Consider the following 11,748-nt stretch of genomic DNA (forward strand, 5'->3'; position numbering starts at 1 on the left):
CTCCCCAAAGGCCGGGGAAGCGGCTCGTCGCTCACTTTCCAACCGCTGGGAAGCGCAAGTTCCTGGGATTGAATCTTCGCAAACTCTTCTGGCGTGACCTCGACGATCACGGAAGAGTAGTGAACGCCGCTGGCAGGCGTCGGACTGAAATAGAGAGGCATCACTCCGGTGGGAATGGTGTTGCGATTCACCTCGAGTAGCTTGATCGGCTCTTGAGGCTGGGCCTCGACTTCCGCATTGCTCGTGATGAGGAAAATACCGGTGATCCCCTCCTCGACGCTGTAGTGAATATCGGCGAGTAACTGTGCCTGCTGCGATTTATCGGTGTTGTTCATCAGAATCTCCCTGCCACTTTTCGAACTCGAACGAGTAGTTCTGGCGCTCTATTGTAACGCCACTCTCGACCAATAATCCAGCGTGAGGGCCTATTCCCTGTCGCTCCGTGACCACCATTCTGCCAGGGGAGAGCATCCTTGACTCGGTCGTCATGGGGATTTGTATATCCATCGCCTGTCGACCGAATCGAAATCGTAAACACCAAGAGGGAAGGAGCGACCATGAAAGTGCAGTTCGCCAAATGGGGAAACAGCCTCGCCATTCGCGTGCCGAGCAAGCTGGTGGAATCGCTCGGCGTGCTGCCGGGAACCGTGGCGGATATGGATCTGCGCGGTGATCGGCTTGTCATCACGCCCCGCAAGCATGTCTATCGACTGGACGATTTGCTCGCTGCGATCACGCCCGACAATCTGCACGCGGAGGTTCCCACGGGAGCTCGTGTCGGGAAGGAACAGATCGACTGATGGCCTACGTTCCCGATCGGAAAGCTGAACACATTGATTCAGTAGGAGAGGTGGTCATCGAAACGTCGGCCGCTTGACCCTCCTCCCCGCCACCTCGATATTGGCTGCATGGAGGTGATCGACGCGGGGAATGCCGAAGCGTATCTACGACGCCAGGGATGGATTGCGCGCGCGTCATACATCACGGTCGAGTCCCTTGCCGGCGGCGTCTCGAATGAAGTGCTGTACATCCGCTTCGTCGATGGCTCGGCGGCCGATTTCGTCGTGAAACAGGCGCGGCCCCAATTGCGCACCGCCGATCCCTGGTTCTGCAGCACCGAGCGCATCTGGCGCGAAGTCGAGGTGCTGCGCGTCTGTCACGGCGTGACCAATCGCACGCCCGAGATCCTGCGCGAGGATCGCGAGAACCATCTTTTCGCGATGACGGCCGCGCCGCGCGAGCATCGCGTTTGGAAAGCCGATCTGCTGGCCGGCGAGTTCGATCGCGCGATCGCGACCGCCTGCGGCAGGCTGCTCGGCCAACTCCACGCCGGCACCTGGCAGGACGCCGACGTGGCGCGTCGGCTGGAAGATCGCCGCTACTTCGATGAATTGCGCCTCGATCCCTACTACCGCCAGGTGGCGCGCAACGTGCCGGACGTACGCGATGCCTTCGAGCGGTTGATCGCGTCGGTGCTCAAGCATCGCCATTCACTCGTCCATGCCGATTTCAGCCCGAAAAACCTGCTCGTGTGGTCAACGGGGCTGATGCTCGTCGATTTCGAGACGGGCCACTACGGCGATCCGGCCTTCGATCTTGGGTTTTTCCTCTCGCATCTCGTGCTCAAGGCGTTTTATAGGGCGCCGCGGCACGAGGCGATGCTGATGTTGATCGAGGGCTTCTTGGAGCAATATGCCCAGCAAATACAGCCGCGCGTAGGCCAGCCTGAGTACGAGGATCTCATCGGGCGCGGCGTGCAGAATCTCGCCGGCTGTGCCTGGGCGCGGCTCGACGGCAAGAGCAAGATCGAGTATCTCACCGACGAGTCGAAATGCGATGCGGTTCGCGCGCTGTGTCGCGATACGCTGGGACGCGGCTCCACGACCTGGGGCCAATTCCGCGACGAGCTCGCCAGCCAGCTAGCCCGCGTTTCGTGAACGAAGGAGTCTCACGCTTGTCACGCATTGCCGAGATTCAGGCCCGCGAAATCCTCGACAGCCGCGGGTTGCCTACGGTCGAGGTGGACATTCGCGTCGACGACGGCGCGTGGGGCCGGGCCAGTGTTCCTTCGGGCGCCAGCACCGGCACGGCCGAAGCACTCGAGCTACGCGACGATGACGCGAACCGCTACGACGGCCGCGGCGTGTCGCGGGCGGTCGAGAACGTGCGCTCCGCGATCGGTCCCGCGCTGGTCGGCCATGCGGTTGAAGATCAGCTTACGCTCGACGCGCGACTCATCGAGTTGGATGGCACGGAGAACAAATCGCGTCTCGGGGCGAACGCGCTGCTGGGCGTGTCGTTGGCCGCGGCACATGCGGCGGCCGCCAGCCGCGACGTGCCGCTCTATCGGCACCTTCACGAGCTAACCACTCAACTCTTTCAAGCCGATGAAGGTGATCTCTGCCGGCAATTGGCCATCCCGGCACCGACCATGCACCGTGTAAGCAGGAGCCCGGCCACGACATTCGGCCCCCGCCTGCCGCTGCCGATGACGAACATGATCTCGGGCGGACTGCACGCCGGGGGGAATCTCGACTTTCAAGACGTGCTGATCCTGCCCGTCGGCGCGCCGAACTATCGCACGGGCCTGGAATGGATCGTGCGTGTCTATCGTCGCCTCGGCGAACTACTGAAAGCGTCCGGCTACGAGGGGCGCCTCGTCGGCGACGAAGGAGGTTTCGGTCCGCGACTGCCCGACAATGACTCGGCGATCGAGATGGTCACCCGCGCGATCGAGGCGGCACGCCTGCGCCCTGGCGCCGACGTTGCGATCGCCCTCGATGTCGCGTCCACTCACTTCTACGACGGTTCGCACTATCGCCTGGCGGCGACCGGCGATGCACGGCTCACGAACCAGGAGATGATCGAGCAACTCGTGGCGCTCGTGGATCGGTACCCGATCGTGAGCATCGAAGACGGCCTGGCCGAAGAAGATTGGTCGGGCTGGCAGGAACTCACCCGCCGTCTAGGCGATCGTGTGCGACTGGTGGGCGACGATCTCTTCGCCACCAACCCCCGCCGCGTGCGACGTGGGATCGGCGAACAGACCGCCAATGCCGTGCTCATCAAGGTCAATCAAATCGGGACGCTTGCCGAGACTCTCTACACGATGCGCATCGCCCAGGAAGCAGGCTACACGCGTGTGGTCTCGGCGCGCAGCGGCGAAACCGAGGATACGACCATCGCTGATCTCGCGGTCGGGGCGGCCGGCGAGCAGATCAAAATCGGCTCGATCGTCCGCAGCGAGCGGCTGGTGAAGTACAATCGCCTGCTCCGCATCGCCGAAGAACTGGGCGAATGACGAGGCGAGTCAAACTAGGCAATCCACCGCGACGCTGGGGATCGATCAAGATGTTCCGTTACTTCGTCGATAAGAAAGATTGTGCGCACCACCGTATTTTTCCGGGCGTCGATATCTATACGACGTACGGCGAGAACGTGATGCTCTCGCTCGTCGAATTCGAGCCGCACGCCGTGGTCGAGGAACACAGTCACCCGCACGAGCAACTCGGATTGATGCTCGAAGGGGAGGCCGAGTTCATCGTCGGCGGCGAGTCGCGCATCGTGCGACAGGGGGAGATGTGGCGCATTCCCGGGGGCGTGAAGCATAAGGTGATCGCCGGCGATCGGCCGGTCCGCGCTCTCGACGTGTTCCATCCGATTCGCGAGGACTACAAGTGATCGTGTCGCCGTCGCCTGCCGTACGCTCGCTGGCCGTGACCGCCATGCTGGTGCTGGCATGCCTGGGTTGCTCGTCACCCTTTCAGTCGATCGTCCGGCGCGATTCGGCGGCCGGTCTGTATGAAAGAGCCTCGCTCGAATACCGTCTCGACGCCAGCCGCCTGAATTTGCCCCTGGCGATTACGCACGTCGAAGGACAACTCGTCTCGTACGACCGCACGGCGAGCAATCCCGAGCCGGGCGAGTCGACCGGAACGCTGAAGCTCGTCTATCCTCATCCCAGCGGACGTACGGACCTCGCCCTGGCCCGGGTCACGATCGAGTCGAAGCTGCCCGCTCCCACGCAGGCGCCAGCCACGGCCGACCGCGCCGCCGCCGCACGACTAGCCGCCGGTGGCGCGCCGATCAAAGAGACCTGGGAACTCGATATCTCGCGGGCCGAGCTGGATCGCATCGTGTCGAAGCTGAATACCACCGGCTATTTCGAAAAGAAAACCAAGCGCGGCGCCGGCGTGCGAGTGGCCACGACGCTCGACGGCCGCGAGGTCGCGAAAGACTGGGATCAATCGGCCGAGCTCGACCAGTTGATGGTCCGCGTACGCAGCCAGGGGCAGCTCGTGGCCATGGATCGGCCGGCCGGCTACCGTCCGCAGGGCGCGCCCCCGGCGAGCGTCGTGGCCTGGCGCGAGCTCTCTGCCCGTCGACTCGCTGCGGAAGCCGAGCCCACACCCGGAGACGGACGTCCGCTCGGCTCGTCCCTGGCCACGGCCGTCCAGCATGGACTGCAAGAGCCTCCGATCTACGCGCCGCAGACGCAGATTTCGCAGGCGCCGCAGGTGGCGCCGCCGCGACAATACTAAAAACACCGAGGCTAAACCCTCGGCCCGCGTTCGCGCCGCGCTCGCTCGTAGATCGCGATGTTCTCGCGGGCCCAACGTGCGGGATCGAGTTCTTGTGCGGTGACCATCGCCGACGGTTTCTTTTTCCATCCCTCGGCGATGCCGCGGAGGATGGCGTCGGCCAGTAACTCGTGATCGTCGGGGGGAACCAGCTCGCGCGCTGCGAGCGAAAGCAGCTCCTCGCGACCGTCTCCCGCGCTGGCGACGATCGGCGCGCCGGCCCCCTGCGCTTCGAGCATCGCCCAAGTCGATGGGGCCCCATGCGAAGGGACCACGGCCAGTGCCGCCTCGCCCAGCAAATGCTGCACGGCTGCACGCGGCTGCCAGCCCAGGAAGTGGGTTCGCTCGAGCGATAGCCGACCGGCTTGCAGGTGCAACTCCTCACGCTGGGGGCCGTCCCCCACGATCAACAACCGCAGCGTCGGGTGCATACTTTCGCAGATCGCCGCCGCGTTGATGAGTGTGGTGGCGCCATGGCGCGGAACGAGCGTGCCAGCGAACACGACAAGGGGACTCTCGCCCGATGGCAGGCCCAGCTCCCCCCGAAGGTGAGCTTCGCCCGGCTGCGGCGATCGTGCGATGGCGGCGCGATCCCACGCGGGTCGCACAAGCTCGAGGCGAGTTTCGACGCCGGGCAGACGGCGGCGAATCTCGGCAGACAGATCCTCGCTCGAGGCGATCAAGGCCGCGGCGTTTTCCGCCGCCTGCTCGGCCAAGAGTTGCAGGCGGGCATCCTCGCACGCCACCTGCAGGCTGGCCGCGTGCGCGCTGACTACATAGGGCACCCCCGACTCGAGTGCCAGATGCGCCCAGAGCCCCAAGTGCTGGCAGTGAATCACCTCGGGATCGAAATCGCTTACCTCACGATCGAGCTCGATCCGGAGCACCTCGCGGAGTCGATGAAACTCCGCCTCCGCCAGCATGGCATACGTCGCCCGAGACGCCGGATGCCACGTCCAGACCGGAAAGTCGAAAGGGAGCTCCGCCGCTGGCGCGCTCGTGGAGCAAACAACGGCTCGCACAGGAAACGGCGCCGCGATGTCCCTCCGATCGGCCAACAACAAGCCGCGCACGTCGTGCCCCGCGCGCAATAGCGCGCGGCCGAGTTCCTCGGTCGTCGTACCGGAACCACTCCCGACGAGAGGAGAATCGTTGACCAGCAGAATACGCATAGTGACGTGACGTGCGACGGACGTGAGCGGCCAGATCAGGCGTCTGGCCGCCTAGTATAGCGACGCCGTGGCCTGGCGTCCCCCGACCGATGGGCGAGGGGGGAAGAATGCCACGAGGGTATTCTTCCCCAGGCTACTGGCGCCCCGGACCCCGGCCAGAATCAACGGGCGTCTTCGAACAGCGCCACGCTGGCCGTAAAGCCGTGGACGAAATTGCGACCGCCGATGGGTCCTAGTTCACCCTGGGCGAAGAAGCCGGCCAGCGGCAGCCCCGCCAGGTCGCGCTGGATCGCGCCGGCGTCGTGGTGGGGCTCGGGAAACATGCGCGTGCCACGACCATTGCAGGAAAAGAGCAAGGCGCCGCGGGGCGGAGCGGGGGCGTCTTCGCGGGCCCGAGCCAGAAGCTCCCGCAGGTCCTCATCGGCCGTGTCAGCGTCGCGAATGTGGAACTGCACCGTCTGGCCGACGCGCACATAATCGCCCACGGCGATGACGCCACTGGCCGGATCGCTGCCGATGACGTTACGAACCAGGAAATCGCCCCGCTGGAACGTTTCCTGGTACTCGTTGATCACCGTGCCGACGTGCAGGCCTTGGCGTATCAAGAGTTGGTCGGCCGTGGGGAGCTCACCGTAGAGTTTGCTCAACTGCTCGAGCGCCGGACGACCGCTCAGCTCGACGATGATATTGCGGTCGGCTTTGGTGATGACAAAAGGGCGACCGATGGGGCGGCAGCCCTGCGAGACGACACTGCGCACGCGCAGCGCCCCCGACAGCAGCACGGCGACGGCCCCCTCGGCCAGCTCTTCGCCGTCGAGAAATAAGCGGTTCTGCCCGGGTTGAAACCCTCCGCTCGCCATGCCCCCGATAACCTGGACGCCCGGTCGATCCTCGTCGAGCCGCTCCAAGAGCACATCGGCCGGAAAGCTGTACGGCTCGGCCAGCAAGAGGAGCGTCGCGTCGTCGGGCCACTCGCCATCCAGGCGCTCGGGCCAGCCGATGATCGAGCCCCCCTCGGGTGTGCGTTCGAAGGTCAGGTGCATCGGCACGACGTCCACGTTCGGTAGATGCGCCAGCCACACGGAGAGCGCGGGGCGTTCCTCGAGCTCGAGGGCGCCCCCGACGATGGTCTCGCCCGTACATCCCAGCACGTGCGCGCTTCCCAATCGCGCGCGCAGCCGCGCCGCCCAGGGGGCGAAATCGGGGCCGTGATGCGGTGAGACGAACACGAGCGCCAGGTGGGGTGGCGCTTGCAGTTCGGCCAGAGCGCGCTCGCAGGCCTCTTCGATCGCGGAGGCCGTATCGGCCTGCGTCGAAACGGCAGCCGCGCAGCGAAGCTGACCCGTGCGGACTTCGGTACTCATCGGGCCATCTTTCGACTGAGTGCTACGCGGGCGGCCGAGCTCGTCGAGCGCGGGCAGACGACGACTAGGCCTTGAGCAGCGTCTGCATCTTCATGACGTCCCCCATGTTGCCTTGCACCTTGAGTTGGCCGAGCGTGAAGGCGGTCATCGGGTTCGTGGTGCCACTGACGATGCCGATCCAGGTGTCGTCGTTCGTGTTGATCGTGGCGGTCGGGCTGTCGGCGGTGCCTTCGCTGGTGGTCAGGCTGCCGTTGTCGACGTTCACCACGAAGTTGCCACCCTTGGGGCCGGCGATGTTGAACTGGATCTTCGCGTTCCAACCCGCGGCCGCGGCGGCATTGAAACGATTGGGGAGTTCGTCGAAGATCTGCTTGCAATTGTCGATCTGCATGAGGGAACCCTTTCCGCGCGCCGGCAGCTTGAGCCCTGGCGCGCCACATAAGTCGAGAAACGGAAAAGCTAGAGTGTACGTGCCCGGCGGCGGGGGATTCAACCGCCCGAGGGGTTTTTCCGCCCTGGTGAAAGGGTTTGCCCACGGCGGACTATCAGCTCAGCCGGCCACGCGTCGATGGCGACGAGACCGCCAGGCGAAGCCGCACAAGCCCAAGCCGCCCATGAGGGCCACGCCCATCGTTGCCGGCTCCGGCACCAGGAAAGAGGCCTGCACGCTCTGCGAATTGGAGATGATGAAGCTGCCACCATCCGGGATGCTGGCATTCCACTGGAAGGCCCAGGCCGGATCGCCCGGCCCCGCGTAGGTGGCCGTGTTGTCGAGCGTAGTGGGAGTGGCGTTGTTGAGCAGCATCAAAAGGTCGTTGCGATCGTCAGCCTGATAGCGCCACGGGGCGGGCGTCGTCACGATCTGCGATTCGATGAGGGTTTCGCCATCGCTCTGCGTGGCGGTGTTGCCTCCCGTGATGTTCACGGTATCGAAGTCGACGGTACCGTTCATATCGAAGTCGGAGAACATGAAGAGCCGCAGGGGGAGCGCGGCGCCACTCGTGTTCTTGACCGTGATCTGCTGCGTCAGGCTCGCGCTGTTCGAACCGACGGCCCCCGCCTGCAGCGTGATGCGCAGTTCGACCTCGAAGCGGCTCAGTGGCTCCGGATCGTAGTAGCGCGCGACGAGCGTGTCGTCGCCCGGCGTGAAGTTCGTATTGGCCACGATCATGTCGGTCAGACTGTTATGGACGAGCGTATCGAGAGACGCTTCGCCGCCGACCGACCCGATGCGCAACCAGAACCACTGTTGGTAGAGATGATCGACGCCATCGACGACCCAACTCGAAATGCCCGACTGCGAGGTGGGATCGATCGTGACGCTACTATTGAGGCCCGTGTCGCTCAGCACGACGGGCGCTGCCTGAGCCGGCGGCGCGAGGCCCAACGTGGCCAACATCAGCGCCGCGAAATACGTCATTCGCCGGACAGCAACGGGGGCGAACTGCTTCGCGCGATGGATCGCAATGTGCAACGTTTTCATCTTGGCGTCTCGCAACTAAGGGCTGAATGGCCGCCGCCGAGCAGAGAGACCAAGCCAAGCTCACCAAGAAGTCGCGTCACACAGACGGATACCGCGCGCCCGATCCGGCAGAAGTGGCTCAAGCAACGAAGCGTGCTTGATCGTGCGGTGAAGCAGTCAGCAGCGGACCAACGGCAAGCCGTTTGGTGTGCGGGCTGAAAGGCTCGTGAAGAGGGGAAGCCAGCGAGCTTCCACGACGAGCATTCACCGAAAAGCCACGAACGAACCGAGCGTAGAACTTCTCGGCGAGGGCCAGCTAGACCCTCACTCGGCGTTCACGAGCGGCTCCTCGGTTCATGAGAATCAGGTGCGGGGAATTTACCTAGACTTCCCCTTCGATTCTCAGAGCCTAGAAAATGGTCGCGGATGAGTCAAACGGTTTTTTGAAAAATCGCCCCCATTGGCGGCAAGTAGCCCCCGTCGGGGCGGCCCCCCGCCGACACCCCTCTTTAGTGGATCAGCCGCATGCGACGCACGTCGGGGTAGAAGGGGACCTGCCAGTCGAAGCCCAACGGACGCAGGCTTACGTGCCAGGGGGTAGGCCAGGCATGGGGCCAATAGACGAAAAAGGCTTTACCAATCAGGAGATCCCGCTCGAAATAGTGGTCGCTCCAATAGCGGCTGTCGCTGCTGTTGGGGCTGTTGTCTCCCAAGGCGAAGAACTGATCGTCGGCCAGTGGACCGAATTCGACCCGCCGCCGCCGGTCGAAGCTCTCCCACTGCTCCGGATTCGACATGAAATCGGCCAACTTCCTCTCGGTCAGCCGTTCGGCCCCAAACAGGTACGGATTGGCGTCGAAATCGGTGATTGCCATGAGATTCTGAGCATACGCGCCACCATCGATGCGGGTAGCGATGTAATACAGGTCGCGCGAGAGACGCAGGTGCCGCACGCGCAGTTCCGCACCCTTCGAGGCGATGCCCGCCGGCGCGAGATCGTCGGGCGTGGGCCGTTCCGCCGGCGGAGCCACGTACGTGGTAGGGGTGTCGAACTCGACCACGTTGCCGTCGATCCAAAGCCACAGCTTGTCGTCGACATTGGCGAATCGCACCTCGTGCAGGCCACGACCCGAGATCGACGTGGCGGCCGTGGGAGCGAATTTTTCGTTCTGCGAGTCGCGCAGCGTGGCCTTGCCGGTGGCAAGGTCGATCCGGGCCTGAAATCGTCGCCCTGCCTCGACCAGTTCGAACACCACCTCCCCCTCCTCGCCAAGCAATTCGATTTCAGCCTCGAGGATCAGATCCCCCACCCAGTGCAGGCCAAGCGAGCGGGGACTGGGCTCGAAATGAGGGTATTCGGGGCTGGGCGAGCCGGTGTCGTAGGCGCAAAAGTCGGTAATCAACTGCGGACGCGGCTGCCGGGCCAAGGCGTTGCCGGCCTCGAGTTGCTTCCAATCGTCGAAGCTGGCAGGAAGGTGCCGATAGCGGAGCCAACTCTCGGCTCCCCCTTGCCCCTGCGTGGTAAAGCTGTGCTGCTCGGGCTCGGCGACCCAGGCATTCCCTTCGTCCGTCGAGTGCCAGCGGGCGGGCCAGCCCCAGGCCTCGAGACGCGCCGCCGGTTGATCGTGGTCGTACACGGTCTGCATCACGGCCAGGATCTTCTTAGGCTCCTTGCGCGCGATCTCGAAATCGGCTTCACCGGGCCCCTTGATGAACAAGTTGCCCGATTCGATCCGCACCGTCTCGCCCGGCAACCCGACGATGCGCTTGATGTAGTTTTCTCGGGCCTGCTCGGGATTCTTGAACACCGCGACGTCGAACCGCAACGGATCGGCCACTTCATAGGTGGCGTTCGAGACCCACAGCCGGTCGCCCCCATAGGACGGATAGACTTCCTTGGGCAGCGTATTCGTGTGGGGGTCCTCGAAGACGCTGGCCGTGTAGCGGCAGTTGGGGCAGGTAACCGATTCGACGAGCCAGTCGGGCATAATCGCGCCCGTCGCCTGGTTCACCTCGCTGCTGGCCCCGACGCGATACTCGTGCCCGCATTCGGGGCAGACGAGATCCTTGTTGCGCCCCATCAAGGTCGGCCCCATCGAGCCGGTGGGAATCACGAAGGCCTGCCCGGCAAAGGTCCGGAACAAAAAGGCAAGAATCAGGGCGAAGGCGATCGCCTCGATCATCTCGCGGGTGCCATCGACCGGGGGGGTTTTAGCGTGTCTGGCGTGGACCGCTGGAGTGGCCGTCTTGGGAACCTTGACCGGGGCCGTCTGCGCCCCCCGCGGCACGAACGTATTGGTCTTCTTACGAGCCATCGGCAATCCCGGAGTCGTGGCAGTTGGACGAACGCGCGGTGGCCGTGCGTCGGCGCGAAGCAAGACTTGGCGCCCCTGACACTTCGTTCGCGCGGCAAGAATCTTGGGTCGGGGCAGCTTAGCCCACTCGGCCGCCGCGCGTCCAGTCGCGCCAAAAGCCCGTTCCGGGTATCATCATCGGTCCCACCCCGAGGCATGCTTCGTCCCCGCGAGCGGCCCGTGGCGCCGCAGCCGGCACAGAGATGGTCCGCGACGCGGCCTGCCCCGTCTGGCGGAAGTGTGCCACTGGCTCAAGCATCCGACGTACCCGCGCAGCGCCGCAGAAACCGCCCGCACTGCCCCTTACCCCACACTCGAAGGTACCGATATGAGCGACGCTCAATCCTGGGAGGCGGACCGAGACCGCCTGCTCGACTTCACCCGTGACTTTCCCTTCTTCAACCTGATCGGCCTGCGCGTGGTCGACATGCGGCCGGGCTGGTCGCAGACCGAGATCACCTGGCGCGAGGATCTCTGCCAGCCGGCCGGCATCATCCACGGCGGCATGATCGCCACGTTGGTCGATACGGGGATCGCGCACGCCTTGTTGCTGACCGACATGTACCGCGAGCTGCACGCCGAGGGGCACATCCTCGTGTCGGTCGACCTGCGGATCAAATACCTGCGCCCCGTTTCCGGCGGTACGATCCGCTGCGAGTCGAGCATTCCGCGACTCGGCCGGCACATCATTCACGGCGAAAGCATCGTCTTGAACGAGCAAGGCAAAGAGGTCGCGCGGGGCGATTCGATCTACATGACCGTCCACCACGAGCGGGTCAAATCAGGCTAGCGGCGTTCAGGAGGCCTGGCACGATC

General features: G+C 64.3%; 12 protein-coding genes. 6 read left to right on the forward strand and 6 right to left on the reverse strand.

Annotation, left to right across the window (positions count from 1 at the left end; genetic code table 11):
• On the reverse strand, window positions 1-335 hold a 335-nt coding region (locus tag KF708_21350; protein ID MBX3415245.1), incomplete at its 3' end, for a hypothetical protein.
• Window positions 336-557: 222 nt separating this feature from the next.
• Here KF708_21350 and KF708_21355 point away from each other — a divergent pair.
• From KF708_21355 to KF708_21375, 5 genes are all read left to right on the forward strand, one after another.
• Window positions 558-800, forward strand: coding sequence for an AbrB/MazE/SpoVT family DNA-binding domain-containing protein (locus KF708_21355; GenBank protein ID MBX3415246.1), 243 nt, complete (start codon window positions 558-560; stop codon window positions 798-800).
• A gap of 108 nt (window positions 801-908) precedes the next feature.
• Window positions 909-1,937: an aminoglycoside phosphotransferase family protein gene (locus tag KF708_21360; GenBank protein MBX3415247.1), complete on the forward strand. Its 1,029-nt coding sequence runs from the start codon at window positions 909-911 to the stop codon at window positions 1,935-1,937.
• A gap of 17 nt (window positions 1,938-1,954) precedes the next feature.
• Window positions 1,955-3,301: a phosphopyruvate hydratase gene (eno, locus tag KF708_21365; GenBank protein ID MBX3415248.1), complete on the forward strand. Its 1,347-nt coding sequence runs from the start codon at window positions 1,955-1,957 to the stop codon at window positions 3,299-3,301.
• Window positions 3,302-3,351: 50 nt separating this feature from the next.
• Window positions 3,352-3,681 carry a cupin domain-containing protein gene (locus tag KF708_21370; GenBank protein MBX3415249.1) on the forward strand — a complete coding sequence of 110 codons (330 nt, stop codon included), beginning with the start codon at window positions 3,352-3,354 and terminating at the stop codon, window positions 3,679-3,681.
• Window positions 3,682-3,683: 2 nt separating this feature from the next.
• The gene (locus tag KF708_21375; GenBank protein MBX3415250.1) at window positions 3,684-4,541 is read left to right on the forward strand and encodes a hypothetical protein; all 858 of its coding nucleotides are present in this window, start codon (window positions 3,684-3,686) and stop codon (window positions 4,539-4,541) included.
• An 11-nt stretch (window positions 4,542-4,552) separates the two neighbouring features.
• Here the strand turns inward: KF708_21375 and KF708_21380 are convergent, their stop codons facing one another.
• The 5 genes from KF708_21380 to lepB form a co-directional block, all read right to left on the reverse strand.
• A complete protein-coding gene (locus KF708_21380; protein ID MBX3415251.1) occupies window positions 4,553-5,752 on the reverse strand; it encodes a glycosyltransferase family 4 protein in 1,200 nt (399 codons plus the stop codon).
• Window positions 5,753-5,913: 161 nt separating this feature from the next.
• Window positions 5,914-7,116 (reverse strand): FIST C-terminal domain-containing protein, encoded by a 1,203-nt coding sequence (locus tag KF708_21385; GenBank protein MBX3415252.1) that lies wholly within the window; start codon window positions 7,114-7,116, stop codon window positions 5,914-5,916.
• Between the two features lie 64 nt (window positions 7,117-7,180).
• Entirely contained in the window at window positions 7,181-7,507 is a 327-nt protein-coding gene (locus KF708_21390) for an SCP2 sterol-binding domain-containing protein (protein ID MBX3415253.1), read from the reverse strand.
• Between the two features lie 159 nt (window positions 7,508-7,666).
• Window positions 7,667-8,599, reverse strand: coding sequence for a PEP-CTERM sorting domain-containing protein (locus KF708_21395; GenBank protein MBX3415254.1), 933 nt, complete (start codon window positions 8,597-8,599; stop codon window positions 7,667-7,669).
• Window positions 8,600-9,087: 488 nt separating this feature from the next.
• Window positions 9,088-10,893: a signal peptidase I gene (lepB, locus tag KF708_21400; protein ID MBX3415255.1), complete on the reverse strand. Its 1,806-nt coding sequence runs from the start codon at window positions 10,891-10,893 to the stop codon at window positions 9,088-9,090.
• A 367-nt stretch (window positions 10,894-11,260) separates the two neighbouring features.
• Between lepB and KF708_21405 the strand changes: the two genes are divergently transcribed.
• Complete coding sequence (locus KF708_21405) at window positions 11,261-11,722, forward strand: PaaI family thioesterase (GenBank protein MBX3415256.1); 462 nt, start codon at window positions 11,261-11,263, stop codon at window positions 11,720-11,722.
• Window positions 11,723-11,748 lie beyond the last annotated feature (26 nt).

Source organism: Pirellulales bacterium (assembly GCA_019636335.1).
In the GTDB taxonomy this organism is placed as follows: Bacteria; Planctomycetota; Planctomycetia; order Pirellulales; family JAEUIK01; genus JAHBXR01.